Below are 20,714 nucleotides of genomic sequence, written 5' to 3'. Positions count from 1 at the left end.
CTTGTCTTCCCTCGTTCGTTAGAACGGCAGGTCATCACTACTGATGTCAATCGTGTTAGAAAACGGGTCTGACGTTGCGCTGTAACTACTTTGATTGTTGCGGGTATAATTACCCTCTCCGCCTTGCGAACGCCCTGACGTTTGACTATTTGAACCGTCACGCTTGCTTTCCAACAAACTAAAAGATTCGACTACAACCTCAGTCACATAAACACGCTGCCCTTGTTGGTTCTCATAGAATCGTGTTTGAATACGTCCTGTGACACCGACCAGCGAACCCTTCTTCGCGTAATTGGCTAGATTTTCAGCCGCCTTGCGCCAAATCACACAACTGATGAAGTCCGCTTCACGTTCGCCGCTTTGGTTAGTGAAGTTGCGGTTCACAGCTAATCTGAACGAAGCTGTCGCCGTCCCTTGTGACGTGTATCTTAAATCTGGATCGGCAGCTAATCTGCCGACCAAGGTTACATTGTTGATCATTGCTATTCCTCCTTGAAATATTCGTTCATCATCTGATCGATGTAAGCTTTCCGTTCAGGATCGCTTTTGAAATTTGCCTTCTGTGCTTCCCAATCTGGAAGTGTTTCTCTCTTCACCGGCTGCCCGTAGTTCTGCTGCGGCTTAGGCTGTGCCTTATCTTTCCTAGCCCAATTCCGGATCGTTGCTAGGTGATTCTTGTAAGTCTTGCCTGTTGATGCCATGTATGCCGATAGCCGTTCGATCCGTTCTTGCCAGTCACTTGGAAACTCTGTTTTGAGTTTTTCAAGGTCTTGATCCGTTAAAAGGACATTTTTATATTCCCCGTATTTGTGGCGGACGGGTTTAGCCTGAGATTTTTTCGAAGGCGGTATATTATCTATCTCTATCTCTTTCTTTATATCTATATCTATCTCTATCTCTGGTGGAGCTTTGTCCGGACATTTGTCCGACATTTGTCCTTTCGGCAAGAGCGTTTGTTTTTCATGTTCAATTCTTTGCCTATAAAGTCTTTTTCTATCAGCTTCCGTTGATGATTCACCGATAAAATTTTGAATATCAGATAGATAAATAGCTCCGTTATCTAGAACTTCAATCAAATTCAATTCTTGAAAAACTTTGACCGCTTTTTCAACATTTCCGACACTGTGACGAGTCACTTGAGCTAGCATCGTTGGATTAAAAGGTATGCGGTCATTAAACATCAATCTCCCTTGATACTTAAGACTTCTAAGATACAGTTTCAATAAAATGTTTGAGTAAATATATCCATCTGGCATGCTTTCGAGAATGATCATCTCATCGCTATCGAAAAAGTTATCTTTAAGTTTGAGATAGTAGTATTTTTTTCTATCTGCCAAATTATCTCCCTCCTAAATCCCTAACCGCTTGATTGTTTCCTCGTTCAGTTTGGTTGGGATAATCTGATATTTGTTCAAAAAGTTCTGCGTTCCCATCCGATGTTCTTCGCCGTGATGGATACGACATCCGGCATAAAAATAGTGTTTTGTGTGATCTATCTTTCGCCTGTTGTTTCCCATCCCGACAGTATCGATATGGCAAATATCCGCAGGCTTACCGCAGATACAGCATTTTCGACAAACGATTGACTTGTAGAAAAAGTATTCCTGGTTCGCTGGCAAGATCTCATAGCCTTTTTTAAACGGAATATCCCACTCGAACACAAAATCGAGAATGATATCAGCAAGTAGTGTCACATCTGTCATCGTGTTTGCTGAGGCATCTGCTAAACTGATTTTTGAGCCTGTGAGAGCCTCGTAGACGTGGTAAAAATAGTCTTTAAGGCTCTCAATAGGTTCGCCGGTAAAAGCATAGATATCGCCCAGCAACGCGTATATAAATCGGCGTTGTTCCGCTGTGAATCGACGCGGATCAGTGAATCGAAGTTCAATTTCTCGTTCGCCATCATAGTTAAAGTACATAGTCTTGAGACGCTCTATGTTTAATTCCTCGTTGATATCAACCGTTAGGCGTTGCTGATCTAGTTTCTTTATGACTCCGGAATATTTTTCGTTGTACATTTCCATCACTTCTTGTTTTCGTTAATAAACATCTTGATCGTTGCAGACTGTTCTTCTGTCAAATGATCTATGTCGTCATAGATACCTGTTCTTTTTTGTATTGTTTTCCACGTTGTCGCAAAATCCATATCAAACGCACTACCAAATTTAGTGATCAGACCGGTTAAAATTGTCTGGTCTTTTTTGCTGATTTTTTTAGGCGCCGTTTCAACAGCTTTGTTTCCGTCATCGTCTTCATCGCTTGTCACGCCGAACACAGCCGCTAACGAGTACCGCTTAGCATATGTCACCGCTGACCCAAATCCCTGAGCGTCAGCCTTTGTTGCAGGAAGTGTTAACGGATCAAAACTAATGAATTGACCTGACTCATGGAAAACATGTGTGGCAACTGAAATGCTATTTCCAGCGCTGGTTGCTTCTTGGCTATAGGACAAGCCTGTATCTTTTATTGCTTCGTCCACCACTTCGACAATATTTTCGAGTGGTACATATTTTGAATTAAAAAAAGGATTTGACGCATCTTTCATTGGCTGTTTCAAAGCTTTTCTAAAGAGTGCCAACGCTTTAAATATTTCGCTTGTTTGTTCGCTAGTTTTCATTGTTTCTCCTCCAATCCGCAAGCCATTCCTCGCCACTATAAGCCCGGAAATTTGCTAAGTTTTCCATACTGTACTCCGTTAGACAATCTGGTAAACTACCGCTCTCGTCCGTTGCGACTGCAAGTTTTGTGGATGTGGTAAGCGCCTTAGTCACATGATCAATGTAGGTCGTCATAAACGTTAATTCGTAAACTTGGTTATAGCTGTGGATCTCGTTGCCTTCCCAATCACGAGGAGTGTCGTCTACATACTCTTCCTCGTCCGGCGGACAGGTTAAATATCGATCTAATGCGTTTGCTGTTTTGCTATCCATTGATTTCTGTCCTTTCATGTGGTATTTTTAGGTAAATTAATTTTCGTGTGCGATTGACTATGCTTGCCGGCGGTCAATCGCTTTTTTCATGCGTTGGATATTTTGACGTGTTCGGATGCGCCGTTGATTTTCACGCCACCAACGATCTGCGATGGTTTTTCCGATTTTCAACGCTTCTTCTCTAGTCATCGCAATCCTCCAGATCCAAAGACATTTGACGCACGATCGTTTTTGTTGCAGTCGACGGTTCCCAGTCGATGATGTAATCCAAGACTTGCTGAAAGTTTTTCTGACGTAACTGAGTGCGTGTGCTCACGCCTGTGATAGCCTTGACACCGCTGTTAATGTCACGATGCAGCTCTCCGCGTTGCTTGTTTGTCAGTTTCCCAAACCCACGCGCTACTTCTGCTACTCGCTGATTGATTCGGCGTGTGATGTAGCTGTAATCTCCTGCGCTGAGTACAGTATTTTCTTCAAGATCCGTAACTCGTTCTTCAACTTTATCAACTTTATCTTTCGTATCTTTTTGGAATTCAAACATAAGTTCCAAGGCTTCTTGCGGCGTTGTAGGAATTTTGAGCGCCTGTTCTTTGATCGCTGTTTCCATCTCGTTAAAACGTTCAATGTAAGCTAATGCAAATTGAGTTCCCTTTGCTCCAGTCATTCTTGTACTAAAAAGCTCACAGCCTTTTTTAGTTAGCAAATAGCAAGGCAGTTCACGTCCCGTTGAATCTTCATAAGTAGATTCAAGGAATAATTCACTTAGCGCACTTTTGCGCTCAGCTAGTTGTTCAGCAATTCTTCGAATATCTCGCAATACTTCTTTGTGTTGCTTACCTACCATTTCCGCAACTTCTAAACTGGTGATTGTTTTTTCTAATTGATTCATTCATTTCATCCTTTCACTTTGATATAATGTGTTAAAAACTGGTGGTGCTCATTTTGAATTACCTTCTTATGCTGTTCATAATTGTATTTCTATTCTTTCTACTCCAATGGACTAATGCTAAAAAAGACTATCAAACTGCTAAGCGCTTAAAGCAAGAATTTGACGATTGGCTTGGATCTAAAGGGGAGTCTAAAAAACCAAACAATGCTGAATTTGCTCTCCTTTTTGAAAAACGTTATGGATTATCATCGTCAATAATACAAGTCCATAGAGGAAATAGTGCCGTGATAGTAACTGAAAACGTTGATTTGATAGCAAGCTTTCCCTCGTTGCATAATCAATTGATACCTAAGGAATTGTATGCGCTAGAAAACCTTTTAGACTATTTCGAACTTCAATACAAAGAGGTTCTAACTTTCAACTACTGGATCAATGCAATCATTTTCCTGCCTTCAAAAATTGTTCAATACTTAGGAATAAAGGAAAATAGTGTTGCAGCTAAGTTAGTCAACTTCATCTACTGGATATTTTCCGCAGCTTATTTATCGTGGAGACCTTTTTTACAAAATCTAATTAGCGATTTTTTCAAGTAGTCATAAAGTTGACAAATAGATATAATTAAAGCGTTTAATGTAAGTGCACCCAGAATCGTTACAATCACTTTTGCTATTTGGTTATCGAACGATACCCAAATCGAATAGCAAATCACTATTTGTAATAATGTTTTTACGAAGGAAATAACCACTTCTTTTGCTCCCACCTAGTCAGCCTCCTCGCTGGCTTTTTGTGTGCCCCGCTTTGCTAAGATTCCAAGCACGCCCGCAAAAGCAATCAGGATCAAACTCGCTTTAAGGTTTACGCTAGCGATCAATACCAACATGATGAGATATAGTACGGTTTGTAGTTCTGATAGGTATTTCATTTTGTTCTCCTTTCAGCAGATCACCAATTAAACTCAGTCCAGTGTTCATCTAGAAACAACGCCATTTCGCGCGCTTTAAATTTCCAAGGACTTCCTTTTGCTCCTTTGTGTACGATATAACCACTATCGATCATTTGCTTGATTTCTCGGCTGTATTTGGGATTGTAGAGGATATTATCTTCAATCCACTCTTTTGATTTGTTTCCTAACCAAGCACGGAGATCTGCATAATTCCATGTTTTGCCTAGTAGCGTTTCATTTTCTCCGAGCATTGACGTATCCACGATTTTTAAGTTTGGCGGTAACTCAATAGGCACCACTACTTCAAATTGCTGCGGCATGCAGTTTCACTCCTATCTGATTTTGTAGTAAGAAATAATGTCGGTCATTTGCTTTAGATGTTTTTCGGGATTGTTCAAAATTTTTCTGAGATACTGCTCCGTAATACCTAAGGCACTCGCTACATCTGGAATATCCCACCCATTTTTTTCGAAGTGATCTAATATCTTTTGGCGGGTGTCTTGAATGTTAGCCATTCTCTCCTCTCCTTTCTTATTAATGTAAACAAATTTAACAACTATTTTCTGAACTTTGTTGACAAAAATAGAGTCTTATTCTATACTTTAAACATAGTTAAATAAGACATACACAATTGACTTTAAAAGCTTTCTTGGCGGTTGGCGTTTATTAATCAATGGTATTTTTGTTGTCTGTTTAGTTGTTAAATTTGTTTACAAGACTAGTATAGAGGTTTAACTCTATTTTGTCAACAATAAAATAGAGTTCTATTCTAAAAAAACAGTCTTGTCAATCCAGAAAGGTTGGCATAACAATGAATCCGTATGAAAAAATTAAAGAATTGACAAAGCAAAACGGGATTTCGGTAAGAGAATTAGAAAAAAGATTGGGATATTCGAATGGATATTTTGGTAAATGGAAAAATGTATCCCCAAACTCTGAAGGTTTGTCCAAAGTTGCCGATTATTTTGGCGTATCTGTCGACTATTTGTTAGGCCGCGAAGAAAAGACCTCTCTAGCAGAAAAACACGGAGTTTTCGCTTTTGATGGCGAACCTGTTACGGACGAGGAGGTAGAATTTTTAAAGTCAGTGCTTGCTGCTAAACGTGCTTCTGAAAAAAAGTAAAGTGATGTGATGTTTGTGTACGAGGTCAATAGACATTTGTTGAGATTAGTAAACGATATGGGGTTAGAGTTACATTTTGTGAACATGGCGAGGTCTGGCATTTACTTTGCCGATGAAAAGGCAATATTTTTAAACAATAAATTACTCGACAAAAACTCTGACTTTGAAATATCCCATGAACTAGCTCACTGTATTAAAAAACATGAAGAGCTCACGGCGTACTACAATGCCACTAATTATAGTAGACGTAAGTTGGAGTATGAAGCAAATAAGATAGCCATAGAGATCTTGTTATTCATTTGGGCTAATGATTATGGCATTGAAAAAGAGTATCTAAACACAGTCAAGTTTATGGAATATTATAAGATTCCATGGAGCTTAGAAAGCTGTGTACGCGAAAGTATGAGTAATTTTGGATAAAAAATACCCTTAACAGGGCCACTAACTCTGCTAAGGGTTCGCTCTCATTTCTGAGAATACTTCAACTTATTATATCAAAGAAACGGGGCATTTAAATGAAAAAGTTAATGTTGCTATCGTTGCTTGTTTTAGGAATTCTTGGTGGTTGTGCATCTGAAAACAAAAAGGCTGAAAGTTCTTCTTCGTCAGCTTTCTCAGAATCTTCCGCATCAACACAACAAGTAGAAAAAATAGACTTTACAACGTATAATACCGGAATTGATTTTGAAGAATTCGTACGTGATCCAGAAGGCTCTCAAGATAAAAAGACGATTCTTGCTGCAAAAGTTATCCAGGTTATGGAAGCCGACGACTTGGTACAATATCTAGGAACAATTCAAACTTCTCCAGATAAATCTTTTACAGTAGCCTTAGTAATCAGTAAGGAGAAGATAACAAACAAAGTTATTGAAGGCGATGAAATCAGAGTTTGGGTTCGCGGGCTTGGAGTTTATGAATATACCAATACTTTAGGCGTAGAAAAAACCATCCCTCGATTTCTAATTGATGGTTACGACATAGTATAAAAAAACACGCCCCTCCTCCACAGACAGGCGTGTCAGCAATAAACGATAGGCTTATTAGCCATGCCTATTGTATCAGACAGGAAAGGATGATTCAACATGGCAAGTATCAGAAAGCGCGGCAAAACGTGGGAGGCACGTATCTCCTATAAAAATCCAGAAGGCAAATACAAAACAAAAACAAAATCAGGCTTTAAAACAAAAAAAGAGGCTCTCCTTTTTGCTAATGAAAATGAAGTATTAGCCATTACAGGTGAATTAACAACTACTAGACCAAAGTTATTTACCGAATACTTTAAAGACTGGTATGAGCTTTATAAGGAGCCCACGATTCGAGAGCGAACCAAGCTGACTTATAAGCAAGCTCAAATGAATCTAGAAAAATATCTACCTGACATTCTTCTACAAGACATGGATCGTCAGATTTATCAAAGATTTTTAAATAAGTTTGGAGCTACCCACTCAAAATCTACTGTGTCAAAAATGAATAGCTTATATCACGCAGCAGTTAAGGATGCGGTTTATGACAAATTAATCTATCGCGATTTTATTCAGGGTACAAAAATGGTCTACAATGATAGTCTTACTCGGAAAATCGACTATCTAAACATCGAAGAAACGAAAAAGCTCATTAATTTTATCATGGAAACCAAGAATCCTAATTTTCCGACAAAATATATGATTCTGACTGCCCTTTTGACTGGTATGCGTCCAGGAGAAATTGCTGGACTTACTTGGGAAAATATCAATTTTAATTTCAAAACAATTACTGTCAAAAAATCTTGGAATGATACATCTCAAGATTTTCAACCTCTCAAAAATGAATCGTCAAACAGGATCATACGAGTGGACGATTTTTTACTCGACGTTTTAAACGAGCTGCCAAAAGATGATCCACGAGGCAGACTATTTGTTTATCGGCATCAATCTGTTCCAACGTCAGCAGCAGTCAACAAACTTTTAAAAGCGACTCTTTCCGAATTGGCAATTGATCGCAAAGGATTTCATTTTCATAGTTGCCGACATACTCACGTAGCTTATTTACTTTCAAGCGGCATTGATATTTATGCTATCTCTAAAAGACTAGGTCATAATAACATAACAATCACTGCAAAAGTTTACGCATATTTGATTGATGAGTACAAAGCAAAAACAGATGAACAAATAATCACGGCTTTAGGCAAGCTAATTTCGGATGAAAATTTTGGTCACATTTTGGGCAAAGGAGATAAAAAAGCCGATATATCAATATAAAAATATCCTGTACTCTCCTTATAAGTATATTTCAGAAAATATTTTTATTTTTAAACCCCCTGATAAATCAACTTTTATCAGGGGTCTGTTTTTTAGTTTAAAATTCTTTTGATCAAAGCATACTCAATCGTTACGCTGTCCAGAAAAAATACCGGTCCGCTTCTCCACTAGAGAAGGGACCGGTATTTTACTGTTCTTAATACAACTTGCTAGGATTTTCGATCTTCAAAATGCTGTCGATGGATTGTTGGATCAATGCACCGATTTGTTCATCGGTCGGATGGATGATCCCAGAAGACATCAATGAAGCGATCCCTGTCACTACGATCCACGTACCATCATGCAACGCTTCGATATACTCTTCTGATAAATCAGAGTATTCCGGATCTTTTTTGACTAATTCTTTGAAGTATTCGTATGAGAAATTATGCATCAATTGTCCGCCGCCGTATTCATCCACAAATAGCGCGACATATAGATTGCGGTTTTCTTGTGCAAATTTCACATAGTTGATCCCCAGATCCACCAATGTATTTCCTGTTCTTTCCACTGGAAATACATTTTCCTGCAGATCTTTCATCACCATTTCAACCAGTGTATTTTTCAGATCTTGCATATTCTTGAATTCTAAATAAATCGGCTGGGTAGAAATCCCCATTTTTTTAGCGATATTACGTGCAGTAAACTTACTAAAGCCTTCCTTGGAAATAACTTCATAGGCCGCTTTCAGGATATGCTCTTTTGTATATACTTTGCGTCGCATGAGAAAACTCCTTTCTTTCGATAACAACTAGTTTTTCTCTTTCTATTTTATACAATAATGATCATTTTGGGAAACAATATACTCACTTTTTCGTTATATTTTTATTTTTTAATAAACAGTTAAAGAACAATGGCAGTTTTTTGTTAGTTGGGCGCGTAAGGCTCAGTATTTTTTAAAAAATGAAAATTAGATAAGAACATTGACACTATGTTAAAATTAAAGTTATAGTAAAAGAAAAAGGGAGCAAACAATGAAAGACAATAACGTCCTTACTTTTCAGCGGATACAAAAAATAGATCCACTTCAAAATCAAAAATATTTACTCATGTTGGCTTTCAGCTTCTTATTGATCCTCACTGGTCTCACTCAAAATTCTTTTTCGGAGATTTTCCAAGGATTATCCCGTATTGTAACATCCCCTAGTAATCTGATCACCGATTATGTCGCTGTGGGAAATCTTGGCAGCGCATTCGTAAACAGCGGAATCTTGACTTTTCTCAGTATTTTCCTGATGCGGCTTTATCATGTACATATGACCGGTCCAATGGTCGCGGCGATTTTTACAGTAGCCGGATATTCTTTTTTTGGGAAAAACCTGTACAACTCTATCCCGATCATTTTAGGTGTTCAGCTTTACGCCCGGTATGTCCGGCGTCCTTACTCCCAATTTGCTATGGTCAGTTTGTTTGGCAGTTCGCTTTCTCCTGTTGTCAGTTATATCACGTTCGGGATGGAGCTTCCTTTATGGCAAGGATTTATTATCAGTTACGGGGCAGGTATCTTGATTGGCTTTATTTTGCCGCCTGTCGCTTCTCAGATGCTGCACTTCCATCACGGCTTTTCCCTTTATAACGTTGGATTCAGTTCCGGTCTGATTGCGATGATTTTGACAGGCATCTTGCGGATGTTCAATTACACTATTAAAGAACGCAGTATCATTGCTTACGCTCACGGAAAACTGCTCCTTTTTCTCCTGATTTTATTTTTGCTCTTTTTGCTTGTAGGGTGGGTCTTAGAACGAAATGCCTTTGAAGCTTTGCAAAAAATATTCAAAACCAGTGGAAAACTGATCACCGATTTTGTTATGATAGCAGGGGTGGGCGCAACGATGATCAACATGGCCTTAATGGGTTTGATGTTGACCGGGTATTGTTTGCTGATTCAAGTTGAATTAAATGGACCGATCGTGGGCGCGATTTTGTCTGCTGTAGGCTTCAGCGCATTCGGAAATCACTTAAAAAACAGCTTTCCCGTTTTGCTGGGGGTGTATCTTGCCTCTCTCATCGCTCCTTTTCATGATGTACAGCAAACAGGAGCAGTTATGGCGGCGATTTTCGGTACGAGTTTAGCGCCTATCAGCGGCTATTACGGCAGCGTTTATGGCATTTTAGTGGGCATTTTGCATATGTCGCTAGTCAATAATGTCTCCTATCTCCATGGCGGCTTGAATCTATATAACAACGGATTTTCCAGCGGTTTTGTCGCGGGATTTATCGTACCGCTGCTTGACACTTTTACAAAGATTGGAGAAAAGAATGATCGAACATGAAGTATCGAAAAAGATCATTGATGAACTGCTGAATTATTTCTATTCCCATGAGATTTTGGAGATCCGAATCGGAATCGAATTCTCTAAAGAAGGTTTTTTCATTGAGATCCAAGGAGAATGTCCTACTGCCCCCTCCAATCTATCGGAGTTTACAGAAGCACTGAATGCTCCTCGCGAATTGAATTATGAAGATTATTCTTTTGAATTGCTGGGAAGTTACCATCCCGACAAAGAGGATTTTCATTTATTGGGTGCACTGATCGATGATGCAGAAATCTTGTACGATGCACCTCATATCAATATCAAGATCTTTCGCAAAGCTCTTACATTTTAAATAATTTGAGCGTTCAAAGGAATCGAGTGAGAAAATGACCAAACAAGAATTACTTTTAGATACCTGTTTGTTAGCAGGAAAAATCATGATGGAAAACGGCTCCGAGGTCTATCGAGTAGAAGATACGATGAACCGGATCGCCACAAATGCCGGTGAAGAAAACAGCATCAGCTATGTGACGGCGACGGGATTGTTCATGGGTCTGCGAAAAAGCCATTATGCGCAAGTAGAAGATGTACAGGACCGCACCATCAACTTAGAAAAAATCGTCGCGGTCAATCAGCTGTCACGGCGGTTTGCAAACTGCGAGATCACTTTAGAAGAGCTCTATCAAGAATTACTGTTGGTGAACAAGACAACACCGGCTTACCCCTTTCCATTACAGATTTTAAGTGCTGGACTGGTCAGTTGTACATTGATGTACATCTTCGGAGGCGGGTGGTCTGATTTTTTTGCCACTTTTTTTGTAGGGGCGCTTGGATTCATCGCCGCTCACTACGTCAAAAAATGGTTCCAGCTACGCTTTTTTGATATGTTCGTTGCAGCGTTTTTGATCGGTATATTGGCAATCCTCAGTGTCGATCTTGGACTTGCCAAAAATATCGACAATATCATCATCGGTGCAGTGATGCCGCTAGTTCCCGGTGTAGCGATCACCAATTCTTTTCGGGATATTTTAGCTGGCGATCTGATCAGCGGAACTGCTCGCGGAACGGAAGCGATCTTCACCGCTGCTGCGATCGGTGTCGGGATCGCGACTGTTTTTTCATTTTTTGGCGGAGGTATTTAGAAGATGGAATACCTTATTCATTTCCTATTCAGTTTCATCAGTACCGTCACATTTGCGGTGATCACGAATAATCCCCGACGTTCTCTTATTGCTTGCGGGTTGACTGGCACATTAGGATGGATGATTTTCTGGATCTTGCGGGAAAATCATTGGGGGCTTGGCAGCGCGAATTTCCCGGCTGCTTTTGCGGTAGGCTGTGCCAGTATTTTTTTCTCTCGGAAGAAAAAAATGCCGATGATCATTTTCAATATTCCAAGCTTGGTGCCGCTGGTTCCAGGAGGTCCTGCCTATAAAGCTGTACGGGAATTTGTGATCGGTACGTCTTCATTAGGTTTTGAGAATGCGAAGATCGTGATCATCACGGCTGGAGCTATTGCTGGTGGATTTATGATGACCGGTTTGATCGAGACGATCGTAAAAAATATCATGCAAAAAAAATCAGAGAAGTGACGAGTCAGTCTTCTCTGATTTTTTTCTTTTCTATTAGAATCTCCTTAGCTGTTCAAGCCGGTCAATGTACCATAAACTAAAAACAGGTTGAGCACTGTCAGGAACAAGGCGATGATCCAAGCTGTAATTTTTACCCATTTTGGATTAGCAAATCGGCCCATCAATTTTTTATCACTTGTATAGATCGTTAGCGGAATAATCGAAATCGGTAACGCGATACTAAGAAATACTTGTGTATAAAGCAGAAGATCTTCTACCGCTGTTTCTTGACCGCCATATAAAATGACACAGATGATCACAGGTACGATCGCCAAAAGACGAGTAACGACACGCCGCAGCCACAATGGTAATTTCAAATGAATGAAACCTTCCATTACGATTTGCCCAGAAAGTGTTCCAGTGATCGTTGAATTTTGACCTGAAGCCAGCAATGCCACCGCAAACAAGATACTCAACAGCGGGCTGGCGATGTCGCCAACGATACTTGGATCTTTCAATGCATCGTATAAATCAACGAATTTTCCCAGATCGCTGTTCGTTCCATAAAACAGTGCGCCTCCTAAAACTAATAAAAGACAGTTCACGATAAAAGCAACAGTTAGTTGAATATTTGAATCCCACGTCGTGAATCGGATCGCTTTGGCTTTTTCTGCTTCATCATCGCGATCGAACTTCCGCGCTTGAGCGATAGAAGAATGCAAGTATAAGTTATGGGGCATCACTGTCGCACCTACGATCCCTAACGCCAGTAACAACATTGATTTATCGGAAGCGATCTGCGGATCAGGGATAAATCCTCGCAAAACTTCTCCTATATTCGGATCTGATAGCGCCACTTCATAAGCAAAGACGAAAAAAATCACCGAAATCAAGACCGCTACGATAGATTCGATCTTGCGAAATCCTAATTTAGTCAATAAAAGCAGCAATAAAACATCAAATGTGGTGATCAATACACCAAATAAAAGCGGAATTCCAAACAAAAGCTGCAATGCGACTGCTCCCCCGATCACTTCAGCGATGTCTGTCGCCATGATCGCAAGTTCCGTGATGATCCACAAAATGAATCCCACTCCCTTACTAGTATGTTCGCGGGTCGCCTGCGCCAAATCCTTACCAGTAACGATACCTAATTTTGCTGCCATACTTTGTAAAAGCATCGCGATCAAGCTGGAAAGCAAAATCACACTTAGCAGTGCGTACTTGTATTCTGCGCCGCCTGCGATAGAAGTAATCCAGTTTCCCGGGTCCATATAGCCCACAGCCACTAAAGCTCCCGGTCCGCTGTAAGCAGCCAATGTCTTTAAAAAGCTCGCGTTCTTGGGAACATCAACAGTAGCATTGATTTCTTCTAAGCTGGGGCCGTTCGCATATTCTACTATCTTTTCCTTTTCTTCAGTCATCTAACCACTCTTTCTTTTATGCTGCATATAATTATTTTTTTAGGGTAACCTAAATAACTTTTGTAACGAGTATACTCCTTGTTTGTTTTTCTGTAAACCATCTTTTCTTCAGTTGAATTTTTAATCTTTCAACTTTATTTAGGAAGTACTTCAGAATCAGACTTAAGTTGGATAGTATTTCCCTGTGATTCTTTTATAATGAAAGTGTAGTAAAGAGAGAGCATCTTACAAAATTGTTTGTTTATCGTTAGCTTCTTCGATCCTAAAACGACAAACGACTTGTATATAATAGGAAAAAAGCACAGGAAAAGGAGATGATCTGCATGAGTATCGCCGCATCACGTAAACTGATCAATATAATTTCTCTTGTCGGTATTGGCGTTTCTATTGCCCTGACAATTTATTTTATCAACTTAGGGGTCTTTAAAGACATCAATGCGCTCCATAACCTCGTGGGCACTTCTCCTATCTGGGGGCCGATCCTTTTTATCCTATTACAGATTTTACAAGTAGTTATCCCGATCATTCCTGGAGGTATCTCTAGTGCAGCCGGTGTACTGATCTTCGGTCCTTATCTCGGCTTCTTATATAATTATATCGGAATCACCATCGGATCGATCATTATTTTTCTTTTAGGCAGACGCTACGGCAAACCCTTCATTCTAAGCATGATCAGTGATAAAACTTACAATAAATATGTTCGCTGGCTAGATAATCAAAAACGGTTTGACAGATTTTTTGCACTGGCGATCTTCTTGCCGGTCGCGCCTGATGATGCGCTATGTCTGATGGCCGGTTTGACAAACATCTCCTTGAAAAAATTCACAACGATCATTGTATTTGCAAAACCATTGTCGATTTATCTATATAGTATGGCATTGGTACACGGAACAACTTTATTAGCCAACTTGCTAGGCTGATTTATTGCTGTGCTGTTCGTCAAAAGGCTCTGACACAAGTAATTCGCAAGCAGACGTTCAAATCGCTTGTGTTTTGTCAGAGAATTGTCGAACAGCACATTTTTTTAGGCAATTATTTTTTTATTTATGGATAGTAGTTTACAATAACGGTAGGTGATGAAAATGAACTATTTGAAAAACAGTTTGATGAATGCTTGGGATTTTCTCTCTTCTACGCGAGATTATTTTCGTGACGTACTCGTCATGCACGGGGTCATACTGCTGATGGTGATCCCGATATTAAGCAGCTCAACAAAATTTATATTAAAACAAGGAAACATCAGTTATCTCTCTTATGATAATTTAGGCAGTATTTTTCTGGAACATCCAGCGGTAGCTTTCTCATTGATCATGATCTTGCTGATCATTCTGCTGGTAGTTTTTTTCGAATTTACTTTTTTGCTTCTGAGCGTCTATTTTATCAAGAAAAAACAACCTGTCTCACTGCGTCAGCTTTTACGGATGACTTTTTTACAGATCAGGAAGCTCCGTCCAAGTGTCTTTTTATTCTTTCTATTTTATTTCTTTTTGATCGTGCCTTTTGGCGGATTGAGTTTCAATTCTGATTTGTTGGCAAAGATCAAGATCCCTGCTTTTATACAGGATTTTATATTCACAAATCGGCTATGGGTAGTTAGCGGCTTTTTACTAGGTTATTTGATCTTGATTTATATCGGGATCCGAGTGATTTTTGCTTTACCGGAAATGATTTTGCGGGATCGGCCTTTTAAAGAAGCGATTAAAGAAAGTCTTCATTCGACGAAACGACGCTTTTTTGCAATCATCGGACAATTTATCATTATTGGACTAAGTGCATTGGCCGTTACCACGATCGGTTTTGTGATCGTATTGGTGTTGCAGGCATTGATCGAAATCCATTTTTCTGATTACGCATTTATTAGTGCAGTTTTTGCAATGACTCTCTTACAGTTTTTCTTGCTGCTGAATATCGTATTTTCAACAGTGGGGATCTTTTATATCATTGTCGATTTCATGGATGACGAAGGCTTTTTACCGGAGATCCCGGATTGGTTCCCGCAAGAGAACGCACCCACAGGTTCCAGAAGAAATTTCAATACTTTTTTATTGCTGAGTGCTGTTTTATTTGGCATAGGTGTGGCGATCTACAACACTGATTATCTTACGAAGACGACGACAACGATCCCGTTAACGATGTCTCATCGAGGTGTAAGCAACCGCAACGGTGTCCAAAATACATTGAGTGCATTGGAAAGGACCAGCAAGTATCATCCAGACTATGTGGAAATGGACATCCAGCTGACAAAAGATGATCAATTTGTAGTGATCCATGACTTTAATTTGAAAACATTGGCTGGCCTCAATGAAATACCAGGCAATCTGACTCTAAAAGAATTATTGGAATTGACATTGAATGAAAATGATCAAGAAGATCACTTGACCAGTTTCGATGCGTATTTAGCAAAAGCGAAAGAATTGGATCAAAAATTATTGATCGAACTCAAAACCCAAGATAAAGATCCGCAGCGTTTAGTAGACCTTTTCCTAAAAAAATATGGTGATGTCGTCTTAGAAGAGCATCACATGGTCCAAAGTTTGTCTTATCCGGTGGTGGAAATGATCAAAACGAAAGAACCCGCTATCGAGACCGGCTATATCTTACCTTTCAATCTGGTTGGTTCTCCTATCACGAAAGCTGACTTTCTGACGATGGAATACAGTACTATCAACCATAATTTTATCGAATCCGCAAAAGCAGACGGTAAAAAAGTCATGGTTTGGACGCCTAACAGCGAAGAAAGTATGAGTCGGATGATTTTCTACGGTGTTGACGGCATCATCACAGATCGTATGGATTACCTTGATCAAGCGATCAAAGATGCCAAAAAACCAATGACCTACTCAGATAAACTGCTGAACTTCGTCATCGGCTTCGGATAAAAAAATCCCCGCAAGCAGAATCTATACGTTTCTGTTTGCAGGGATTTTTTCATAAATTATTCAATCAGCGAGATTCTCGAGATTCACGAATAGCTTTGATTATAGATAAAACTGCTGGGATCGCTGAGACGATTGCTAAAAAGACACCCAATCTTCCTTGATTGGTTCCTGTTGTGCGTTTCTTTGCCATCTTCTTCACCTCATCTTTTTTTGTTACATTCATTATAACGAAAAAAGACGATTCACCCAACTAATCTACACCGCTTGTGCTATGTTCATTTCTTCGAAGACATCTTCGTATTTTACCAGCATACGATTTTGACACTCGATCACTTTCGGGCGATCCTCTGATTGACAGCTTTCCACGGTGATCAAAACTGTATTGGTATATGTATGTTCGACAAACCCGATCACTTCACTTTTGATCCCAATAGGTTTGCATAGATAAGTTTTTCCGATTTCTATCCTATCCATTCCTCTCACCTCCAGTTATTATTTAGCTCAGCTATATAATAACAGAAAAAAATAGTTTTGAAAACGCTATTATTAATATTTTTTCAAATTTTTTTACTAATTTGACAATATTCCTTATCTAAATATACGTTTTTTATTAAAATTTCATTTCCGTCTTTTCTTATAGCTTTTTAACCTTTATATTATTTGTTTTCTTATTATTTCAGGATTATTTTCGCTTATTTTCTGAAAAAAATCCAAGTTATCTGCTAAAAAATTTTAAATGTTTGAATAAAACTTGTTTTTTAACTATTTGTTATGTTCCCTTACCTGTATTCTTTCAAATTATTGGTCTAACTAATAAAATAATTCCGATTTTCTTATATTTTCTTAAATAGCGAACGAATGTTTTGGCACTTTTTGAAAATAGTGGTATGCTGATTAAGTAAGTGATAAATAGAACTTACTATAAAACAATAAAGGAGGAAATCAATTTGACATTTACAAAAACAAATATCGAATACCGAATTGCTTTTGATACAGCTTCAAACCGATTCATGGCCATTGATGTGTTGGATGACAGCAACATCGCTTACGGCGTAACAATCGAAGAAGCTATTCGTAATCTCCACAGATAATCAATAAGAAGGGAATCCTTTGAATGACATGTGAAAATTCGGATAATCAATAAGGTCGTCTGTAGTAAATCCTACTAACAGACGACCTTTTTTTGTGTCTTCTAAAAAACGAATTCCTTTACCCATTTTTAATAACCTACTATACTGTAGTTAAGAAAGGAGATGATATATATGACTTTTTTACGACAATATCTCAGTGAGTTTATTGGAACCTTCATGCTGGTTTTTATCGGTACTGGAACAGTCGTTCTTGCTCAAGTCGATCCATTGACCATCGGGTTAGCTTTCGGATTGACGGTGACACTGATGGCTTATGCAGTCGGTAAGATTTCTGGAGGTCACTTTAATCCAGCTGTTACTATCGCGATGGTGATCAATGATCGCCTGCCGATCAAAGACGGTCTTTTTTATATTTTATTCCAATTCATCGGTGCAACAGTCGCTTCGGCCTTTTTATCAGTCTTGATCCAAGGAAACAAACTTCCAAAAGAAAGCTTCGGACAAACTGATTTTACAACAGTCGGTGCTGGATTGGCACTTACTATCGAAGCAGTGATCACCTTCTTGTTTATTTTCGTCATTTTGATGGTCACAAGCAAAAAATTCGGCAATGCAACGATGGCACCACTAGCGATCGGACTGACTCTCAGCGTTTTGATCATTACAGCGTTGAACCTGACAGGCGGATCATTGAATCCAGCCCGCAGCTTTGGCCCAGCGCTTTTTGCTGGCGGTACAGCACTTTCCCACTATTGGGTCTATGTTGTTGGTCCAATCATTGGAGCGATCCTCGCAGCGTTTGCTGGCCGTTTCATGGGAAGCGAAGAATAATAGTTATTAAAAAAACATCTAAGTGGTCGGTACCAAGGATCTGCATCCTGATAATCCTTTCATTTGGATGTTTTTTTATTTATCGTTATTTGCAAAAAAACTTTTGTCTTTAGCTGGTAATTGTTCTATTATTAGCTAAAGACTTTTTTGCAGAAAAATACGTATTCAGGAGGAAAATCGATGGGCTTATTTAGCGGATTACTAGGCAATGCTTCAGAAGTAAATCAATCAGGCGTGCAAAGAGAACTGGAACCCGTATTGATGCCGGGAGAAAATGTTGATTTGGCATTCAAGCTGATTCGAGATTTGATCGTGTTTACCGATTATCGGCTGATCATTGTTGACAAACAAGGCATGACTGCCAAAAAAACTTCGTATAAATCATATCCTTACAAAAGCATCTCCCGTTTCAATGTAGAAACTTCTGGTCATTTTGATTTAGATGCCGAGTTGAAAATTTGGATCTCCAGCGCTGTCGAGCCGGCCGAAGCATTGCAATTCAGAAAAGATAAACATATCAATGATGTCCAAAAAGCTCTCGCAATCGCTGTGTTGAAATAAATCAGCTTGCTTATTTAACAGATGGACGGGCGGATCAGCATAATGATTTTTGAGTAAAAAAAATGTGAAGGATTGGTTTAAATGGAAGAAATCAGAGATATCCCTTGGGAAATCAAAAAATGGAACTGGGACGCGTTTATGTTCAATATCACTTGGGGTTTTGGAAACAAGACCTATTTGCCCTTATTGTGTTTGATCCCCTTGTTCAATCTTGTTTGGGTCTTCGTGTGCGGCTTCAAGGGAAATGAATGGGCGTGGAAAAAAGGCGACTATCAAGATGTAGATACCTTTCTTGCCGTTCAAAAGACTTGGGATCGCGCTGGTTTGATCGGATTTATTATCGGTATAGCGGTTCTGATCCTCTATATTTTCGTATTAATAGCTATTTTCAGAAATATCACCAGTGAATTAGGACCATTATATTTTTAATTACAAAAAGACGACCTGAATCAGGTCGTCTTTTTGTCTATTTAGGCTCATGTAGTGCCACCAATTAAGCAGGTTTGGTACCACAAGAATTTTTGATCTTAGAAATGTTGAATTATAGACGTTCGTTCAATTCTTTCGCAAGATCTTCAAAGCCTGGTTTGCCTAGAAGTGCGAACATGTTTTTCTTGTAAGCTTCTACACCAGGTTGGTCAAATGGATTTACGCCATTCAAGTAACCTGAGATACCTACTGCGATTTCAAAGAAGTATACCAAATGTCCTAATGTGTAAGCATCCATTGTTGGGATTTTTACTAATAGGTTTGGTACGTTTCCGTCGGTATGAGCTAATAATGTTCCTTCGAAAGCTTTTGTATTGACGAAATCAATATCTTTGCCTTCCAAGTAGCCTAAACCGTCCAGATCTTCATCTTGAACTGGGATCGCAACTGCTTTACGAGCGTTTTCGACTTTCACAACTGTTTCAAAGACATTGCGGGAACCGTCTTGGATAGTTTGTCCGACAGAGTGCAAGTCAGTTGAGAAGTTCGCGCTTGAAGGATAGATTCCTTTTTGGTCTTTTCCTTCTGATTCGCCGTATAATTGTTTCCACCATTCAGAGAAGTATTGCATTCCTGGTTCATAGTTGACTAAGATTTCGATAGCTTTGCCTTTACGGTGCAAAATGTTGCGCAAAGCAGCGTATTGGTATGCTTCATTTTCTTTCAAATCAGGATTTGAATAAGCTTCACGGGCATCAGCAGCACCTTGCATCAATGCGTCGATATCCGCGCCGCTGACAGCGATTGGTAATAAACCAACTGGTGTCAATACAGTGAAACGTCCGCCAACATCATCAGGAATCACGAATGTTTCCCAGCCTTCAGCGTCAGCTTCGACTTTTACGGCACCTTTTTCTTTATCTGTTGTTGCGTAGATCCGTTTGTTTGCTTCTTCTTTTCCGTATTTCTTGATCAATAATTCTTTGAAGACACGGAATGCGATCGCTGGTTCAGTAGTTGTACCAGATTTAGAGATCACGTTGACTGAGAAGTCACGGTCACCGATCACTTCGATCAGATCAGCTAAATAAGTAGAAGAGATTGAGTTTCCGGCAAAGAACACTTGAGGTGCTTTGCGTTGGCCTTTATCCAACAAGTTGAAGAATGTGTGATTCAAAAATTCGATAGCTGCGCGGGCACCTAGGTAAGAACCGCCGATCCCGATAACAACTAATACTTCTGAATCTGATTGGATTTTTTCAGCCGCTTTTTTAATGCGGGCAAATTCTTCTTTGTCATAGTCTTTTGGCAGGTCGATCCATCCAGTAAAGTCATTTCCTGGGCCTGTTCCTTCCCGCAATGCTTTGTCTGCTGCAGTCACTTGTGTTTGCATGTAGTCCAATTCATGATCGCGAACAAATGGTGCTACTTTAGAGTAGTCAAATTTGATATGTGACATCTATATTGTCCTCCTTGAAAAGTTTTTCAATACATTACTCTACTACTTTACGT

The 20,714-nt window shown here is 39.4% G+C and carries 30 protein-coding genes; 15 read left to right on the top strand and 15 right to left on the bottom strand.

Features of this window, described 5'->3' with window-relative positions; all coding sequences use genetic code 11:
- Positions 1–18 precede the first annotated feature (18 nt).
- From ssb to EFB00_RS10150, 7 genes are read right to left on the bottom strand one after another with little or no spacing between them, the layout of a single operon-like run.
- Positions 19–480 carry a single-stranded DNA-binding protein gene (gene ssb / locus EFB00_RS10175; protein ID WP_122646700.1) on the bottom strand — a complete coding sequence of 154 codons (462 nt, stop codon included), beginning with the start codon at positions 478–480 and terminating at the stop codon, positions 19–21.
- 2 nt (positions 481–482) lie between these two features.
- On the bottom strand, positions 483–1,337 hold the full coding sequence (locus EFB00_RS10170) for a phage replisome organizer N-terminal domain-containing protein (protein WP_122646699.1): 855 nt from the start codon (positions 1,335–1,337) through the stop codon (positions 483–485).
- Positions 1,338–1,349: 12 nt separating this feature from the next.
- Positions 1,350–2,018 (bottom strand): putative HNHc nuclease, encoded by a 669-nt coding sequence (locus tag EFB00_RS10165; protein ID WP_122646698.1) that lies wholly within the window; start codon positions 2,016–2,018, stop codon positions 1,350–1,352.
- A gap of 5 nt (positions 2,019–2,023) precedes the next feature.
- On the bottom strand, positions 2,024–2,617 hold the full coding sequence (locus tag EFB00_RS10160) for an ERF family protein (RefSeq protein WP_122646697.1): 594 nt from the start codon (positions 2,615–2,617) through the stop codon (positions 2,024–2,026).
- Complete coding sequence (locus EFB00_RS10155; protein WP_122646696.1) at positions 2,607–2,930, bottom strand: hypothetical protein; 324 nt, start codon at positions 2,928–2,930, stop codon at positions 2,607–2,609. The genes EFB00_RS10160 and EFB00_RS10155 overlap by 11 nt, the downstream gene beginning before the upstream one ends.
- 57 nt (positions 2,931–2,987) lie before the next feature.
- Positions 2,988–3,119, bottom strand: coding sequence for a hypothetical protein (locus EFB00_RS13745; protein WP_277424029.1), 132 nt, complete (start codon positions 3,117–3,119; stop codon positions 2,988–2,990).
- A complete protein-coding gene (locus EFB00_RS10150) occupies positions 3,112–3,819 on the bottom strand; it encodes a Rha family transcriptional regulator (protein ID WP_122646695.1) in 708 nt (235 codons plus the stop codon). Before EFB00_RS10150 ends, EFB00_RS13745 begins: the two co-directional genes overlap by 8 nt.
- Before the next feature lie 53 nt (positions 3,820–3,872).
- On the opposite strand from EFB00_RS10150, the gene EFB00_RS10145 reads away from it, so the two are divergent.
- Positions 3,873–4,412, top strand: a complete 540-nt coding sequence (locus EFB00_RS10145) for a hypothetical protein (protein ID WP_122646694.1) — start codon at positions 3,873–3,875, stop codon at positions 4,410–4,412.
- 167 nt (positions 4,413–4,579) lie between these two features.
- On the opposite strand, the gene EFB00_RS13460 is transcribed toward EFB00_RS10145, so the two are convergent.
- The 3 genes from EFB00_RS13460 to EFB00_RS10135 are packed head-to-tail and all read right to left on the bottom strand — an operon-like array spanning position 4,580 to position 5,277.
- Positions 4,580–4,741: a hypothetical protein gene (locus tag EFB00_RS13460; protein WP_164709462.1), complete on the bottom strand. Its 162-nt coding sequence runs from the start codon at positions 4,739–4,741 to the stop codon at positions 4,580–4,582.
- 20 nt (positions 4,742–4,761) lie between these two features.
- The gene (locus tag EFB00_RS10140; protein ID WP_122646693.1) at positions 4,762–5,082 is read right to left on the bottom strand and encodes a DUF771 domain-containing protein; all 321 of its coding nucleotides are present in this window, start codon (positions 5,080–5,082) and stop codon (positions 4,762–4,764) included.
- Between the two features lie 12 nt (positions 5,083–5,094).
- The gene (locus EFB00_RS10135; RefSeq protein WP_122646692.1) at positions 5,095–5,277 is read right to left on the bottom strand and encodes a hypothetical protein; all 183 of its coding nucleotides are present in this window, start codon (positions 5,275–5,277) and stop codon (positions 5,095–5,097) included.
- A 296-nt stretch (positions 5,278–5,573) separates the two neighbouring features.
- Between EFB00_RS10135 and EFB00_RS10130 the strand changes: the two genes are divergently transcribed.
- The 4 genes from EFB00_RS10130 (at position 5,574) to EFB00_RS10115 (ending at position 8,122) form a co-directional block, all read left to right on the top strand.
- Positions 5,574–5,885, top strand: coding sequence for a helix-turn-helix domain-containing protein (locus EFB00_RS10130; RefSeq protein ID WP_122646691.1), 312 nt, complete (start codon positions 5,574–5,576; stop codon positions 5,883–5,885).
- A gap of 36 nt (positions 5,886–5,921) precedes the next feature.
- Positions 5,922–6,305: an ImmA/IrrE family metallo-endopeptidase gene (locus EFB00_RS10125; protein WP_241153428.1), complete on the top strand. Its 384-nt coding sequence runs from the start codon at positions 5,922–5,924 to the stop codon at positions 6,303–6,305.
- 95 nt (positions 6,306–6,400) lie between these two features.
- A complete protein-coding gene (locus EFB00_RS10120; RefSeq protein ID WP_122646690.1) occupies positions 6,401–6,871 on the top strand; it encodes a hypothetical protein in 471 nt (156 codons plus the stop codon).
- 96 nt (positions 6,872–6,967) lie between these two features.
- A complete protein-coding gene (locus EFB00_RS10115) occupies positions 6,968–8,122 on the top strand; it encodes a site-specific integrase (protein WP_122646689.1) in 1,155 nt (384 codons plus the stop codon).
- Between the two features lie 196 nt (positions 8,123–8,318).
- Here EFB00_RS10115 and EFB00_RS10110 read toward each other — a convergent pair whose 3' ends face one another.
- Positions 8,319–8,885 carry a TetR/AcrR family transcriptional regulator gene (locus EFB00_RS10110; RefSeq protein ID WP_122646688.1) on the bottom strand — a complete coding sequence of 189 codons (567 nt, stop codon included), beginning with the start codon at positions 8,883–8,885 and terminating at the stop codon, positions 8,319–8,321.
- 250 nt (positions 8,886–9,135) lie between these two features.
- On the opposite strand from EFB00_RS10110, the gene EFB00_RS10105 reads away from it, so the two are divergent.
- The 4 genes from EFB00_RS10105 to EFB00_RS10090 are packed head-to-tail and all read left to right on the top strand — an operon-like array spanning position 9,136 to position 12,008.
- Entirely contained in the window at positions 9,136–10,434 is a 1,299-nt protein-coding gene (locus tag EFB00_RS10105) for a DUF1576 domain-containing protein (RefSeq protein ID WP_122646687.1), read from the top strand.
- Positions 10,424–10,768, top strand: a complete 345-nt coding sequence (locus EFB00_RS10100) for a hypothetical protein (protein ID WP_122647086.1) — start codon at positions 10,424–10,426, stop codon at positions 10,766–10,768. Before EFB00_RS10105 ends, EFB00_RS10100 begins: the two co-directional genes overlap by 11 nt.
- 34 nt (positions 10,769–10,802) lie before the next feature.
- On the top strand, positions 10,803–11,558 hold the full coding sequence (locus EFB00_RS10095) for a threonine/serine exporter family protein (RefSeq protein ID WP_122646686.1): 756 nt from the start codon (positions 10,803–10,805) through the stop codon (positions 11,556–11,558).
- A gap of 3 nt (positions 11,559–11,561) precedes the next feature.
- The gene (locus EFB00_RS10090; protein WP_122646685.1) at positions 11,562–12,008 is read left to right on the top strand and encodes a threonine/serine exporter family protein; all 447 of its coding nucleotides are present in this window, start codon (positions 11,562–11,564) and stop codon (positions 12,006–12,008) included.
- Positions 12,009–12,052: 44 nt separating this feature from the next.
- Here the strand turns inward: EFB00_RS10090 and EFB00_RS10085 are convergent, their stop codons facing one another.
- Positions 12,053–13,411, bottom strand: a complete 1,359-nt coding sequence (locus tag EFB00_RS10085; protein WP_122646684.1) for an Nramp family divalent metal transporter — start codon at positions 13,409–13,411, stop codon at positions 12,053–12,055.
- Between the two features lie 323 nt (positions 13,412–13,734).
- Between EFB00_RS10085 and EFB00_RS10080 the strand changes: the two genes are divergently transcribed.
- A complete protein-coding gene (locus tag EFB00_RS10080) occupies positions 13,735–14,331 on the top strand; it encodes a TVP38/TMEM64 family protein (protein WP_122646683.1) in 597 nt (198 codons plus the stop codon).
- A gap of 162 nt (positions 14,332–14,493) precedes the next feature.
- Complete coding sequence (locus tag EFB00_RS10075) at positions 14,494–16,290, top strand: glycerophosphoryl diester phosphodiesterase membrane domain-containing protein (RefSeq protein ID WP_122646682.1); 1,797 nt, start codon at positions 14,494–14,496, stop codon at positions 16,288–16,290.
- A gap of 64 nt (positions 16,291–16,354) precedes the next feature.
- Here EFB00_RS10075 and EFB00_RS13740 read toward each other — a convergent pair whose 3' ends face one another.
- Together EFB00_RS13740 and EFB00_RS10070 are read right to left on the bottom strand one after the other, a co-directional pair.
- A complete protein-coding gene (locus EFB00_RS13740) occupies positions 16,355–16,480 on the bottom strand; it encodes a hypothetical protein (RefSeq protein WP_277424028.1) in 126 nt (41 codons plus the stop codon).
- A gap of 65 nt (positions 16,481–16,545) precedes the next feature.
- On the bottom strand, positions 16,546–16,764 hold the full coding sequence (locus EFB00_RS10070) for a hypothetical protein (RefSeq protein WP_122646681.1): 219 nt from the start codon (positions 16,762–16,764) through the stop codon (positions 16,546–16,548).
- Positions 16,765–17,237: 473 nt separating this feature from the next.
- Here EFB00_RS10070 and EFB00_RS13455 point away from each other — a divergent pair, with 473 nt between their 5' ends.
- The 4 genes from EFB00_RS13455 (at position 17,238) to EFB00_RS10055 (ending at position 19,202) form a co-directional block, all read left to right on the top strand.
- Positions 17,238–17,381, top strand: a complete 144-nt coding sequence (locus tag EFB00_RS13455) for a hypothetical protein (RefSeq protein WP_164709461.1) — start codon at positions 17,238–17,240, stop codon at positions 17,379–17,381.
- Between the two features lie 171 nt (positions 17,382–17,552).
- The gene (locus tag EFB00_RS10065) at positions 17,553–18,212 is read left to right on the top strand and encodes an MIP/aquaporin family protein (protein WP_122646680.1); all 660 of its coding nucleotides are present in this window, start codon (positions 17,553–17,555) and stop codon (positions 18,210–18,212) included.
- A gap of 180 nt (positions 18,213–18,392) precedes the next feature.
- A complete protein-coding gene (locus tag EFB00_RS10060) occupies positions 18,393–18,773 on the top strand; it encodes a PH domain-containing protein (RefSeq protein ID WP_122646679.1) in 381 nt (126 codons plus the stop codon).
- An 81-nt stretch (positions 18,774–18,854) separates the two neighbouring features.
- Complete coding sequence (locus EFB00_RS10055; protein WP_122646678.1) at positions 18,855–19,202, top strand: ribonuclease G; 348 nt, start codon at positions 18,855–18,857, stop codon at positions 19,200–19,202.
- Between the two features lie 112 nt (positions 19,203–19,314).
- Here EFB00_RS10055 and EFB00_RS10050 read toward each other — a convergent pair whose 3' ends face one another.
- Positions 19,315–20,661, bottom strand: a complete 1,347-nt coding sequence (locus tag EFB00_RS10050) for a glucose-6-phosphate isomerase (RefSeq protein ID WP_122646677.1) — start codon at positions 20,659–20,661, stop codon at positions 19,315–19,317.
- Between the last annotated feature and the right edge of the window lie 53 nt (positions 20,662–20,714).

Source organism: Enterococcus mediterraneensis, assembly GCF_900604485.1.
In the GTDB taxonomy this organism is placed as follows: Bacteria; Bacillota; Bacilli; order Lactobacillales; family Enterococcaceae; genus Enterococcus_C; species Enterococcus_C mediterraneensis.
Note: the sequence above shows the minus strand (reverse complement) of the source record. Positions and strands in the feature narration are given on the sequence as shown.

Coding starts and splice junctions, on each gene's coding strand:
- ssb (WP_122646700.1), bottom strand. CDS start 480: ATGATCAACAATGTAACCTTGGTCGGCAGATTAGCTGCCGATCCAGAT.
- EFB00_RS10165 (WP_122646698.1), bottom strand. CDS start 2,018: ATGTACAACGAAAAATATTCCGGAGTCATAAAGAAACTAGATCAGCAA.
- EFB00_RS10160 (WP_122646697.1), bottom strand. CDS start 2,617: ATGAAAACTAGCGAACAAACAAGCGAAATATTTAAAGCGTTGGCACTC.
- EFB00_RS10155 (WP_122646696.1), bottom strand. CDS start 2,930: ATGGATAGCAAAACAGCAAACGCATTAGATCGATATTTAACCTGTCCG.
- EFB00_RS13745 (WP_277424029.1), bottom strand. CDS start 3,119: ATGACTAGAGAAGAAGCGTTGAAAATCGGAAAAACCATCGCAGATCGT.
- EFB00_RS10150 (WP_122646695.1), bottom strand. CDS start 3,819: ATGAATCAATTAGAAAAAACAATCACCAGTTTAGAAGTTGCGGAAATG.
- EFB00_RS13460 (WP_164709462.1), bottom strand. CDS start 4,741: ATGAAATACCTATCAGAACTACAAACCGTACTATATCTCATCATGTTG.
- EFB00_RS10140 (WP_122646693.1), bottom strand. CDS start 5,082: ATGCCGCAGCAATTTGAAGTAGTGGTGCCTATTGAGTTACCGCCAAAC.
- EFB00_RS10135 (WP_122646692.1), bottom strand. CDS start 5,277: ATGGCTAACATTCAAGACACCCGCCAAAAGATATTAGATCACTTCGAA.
- EFB00_RS10130 (WP_122646691.1), top strand. CDS start 5,574: ATGAATCCGTATGAAAAAATTAAAGAATTGACAAAGCAAAACGGGATT.
- EFB00_RS10120 (WP_122646690.1), top strand. CDS start 6,401: ATGAAAAAGTTAATGTTGCTATCGTTGCTTGTTTTAGGAATTCTTGGT.
- EFB00_RS10115 (WP_122646689.1), top strand. CDS start 6,968: ATGGCAAGTATCAGAAAGCGCGGCAAAACGTGGGAGGCACGTATCTCC.
- EFB00_RS10110 (WP_122646688.1), bottom strand. CDS start 8,885: ATGCGACGCAAAGTATATACAAAAGAGCATATCCTGAAAGCGGCCTAT.
- EFB00_RS10105 (WP_122646687.1), top strand. CDS start 9,136: ATGAAAGACAATAACGTCCTTACTTTTCAGCGGATACAAAAAATAGAT.
- EFB00_RS10095 (WP_122646686.1), top strand. CDS start 10,803: ATGACCAAACAAGAATTACTTTTAGATACCTGTTTGTTAGCAGGAAAA.
- EFB00_RS10090 (WP_122646685.1), top strand. CDS start 11,562: ATGGAATACCTTATTCATTTCCTATTCAGTTTCATCAGTACCGTCACA.
- EFB00_RS10085 (WP_122646684.1), bottom strand. CDS start 13,411: ATGACTGAAGAAAAGGAAAAGATAGTAGAATATGCGAACGGCCCCAGC.
- EFB00_RS10080 (WP_122646683.1), top strand. CDS start 13,735: ATGAGTATCGCCGCATCACGTAAACTGATCAATATAATTTCTCTTGTC.
- EFB00_RS10075 (WP_122646682.1), top strand. CDS start 14,494: ATGAACTATTTGAAAAACAGTTTGATGAATGCTTGGGATTTTCTCTCT.
- EFB00_RS13740 (WP_277424028.1), bottom strand. CDS start 16,480: ATGGCAAAGAAACGCACAACAGGAACCAATCAAGGAAGATTGGGTGTC.
- EFB00_RS10070 (WP_122646681.1), bottom strand. CDS start 16,764: ATGGATAGGATAGAAATCGGAAAAACTTATCTATGCAAACCTATTGGG.
- EFB00_RS10065 (WP_122646680.1), top strand. CDS start 17,553: ATGACTTTTTTACGACAATATCTCAGTGAGTTTATTGGAACCTTCATG.
- EFB00_RS10060 (WP_122646679.1), top strand. CDS start 18,393: ATGGGCTTATTTAGCGGATTACTAGGCAATGCTTCAGAAGTAAATCAA.
- EFB00_RS10055 (WP_122646678.1), top strand. CDS start 18,855: ATGGAAGAAATCAGAGATATCCCTTGGGAAATCAAAAAATGGAACTGG.
- EFB00_RS10050 (WP_122646677.1), bottom strand. CDS start 20,661: ATGTCACATATCAAATTTGACTACTCTAAAGTAGCACCATTTGTTCGC.